Below are 230 nucleotides of genomic sequence, written 5' to 3' on the forward strand. Positions count from 1 at the left end.
CCCGAACAAGTTCAAAGCTGGCGTAGCGAATGTATGCAAGGTTTTATGTCGAGTAAAGAGCGGGAAGCGGAAGCAAAAAAGCAGGCCAAAGCGGATAAGCTTGAAATCAAAGAGCTTAAGAAAGAGTTACGCCACAAAGAAAAGGCACTGGCTGAAACTGCTGCCCTGTTGGTTCTACGAAAAAAGCTCAGAGCCTTTTACGGGGAAGAGCCAGAGGACGACTAACCTCA

Annotated in this window: 1 pseudogene; it reads left to right on the forward strand. The window is 47.4% G+C overall.

Annotated elements, in window-relative coordinates:
- Window positions 1-230, forward strand: a pseudogene (locus tag Q1A70_RS20715) (IS3 family transposase); the annotation flags it as partial.

The sequence above is a fragment of the uncultured Vibrio sp. genome (assembly GCF_947488985.1).
Taxonomy (GTDB): Bacteria; Pseudomonadota; Gammaproteobacteria; order Enterobacterales; family Vibrionaceae; genus Vibrio.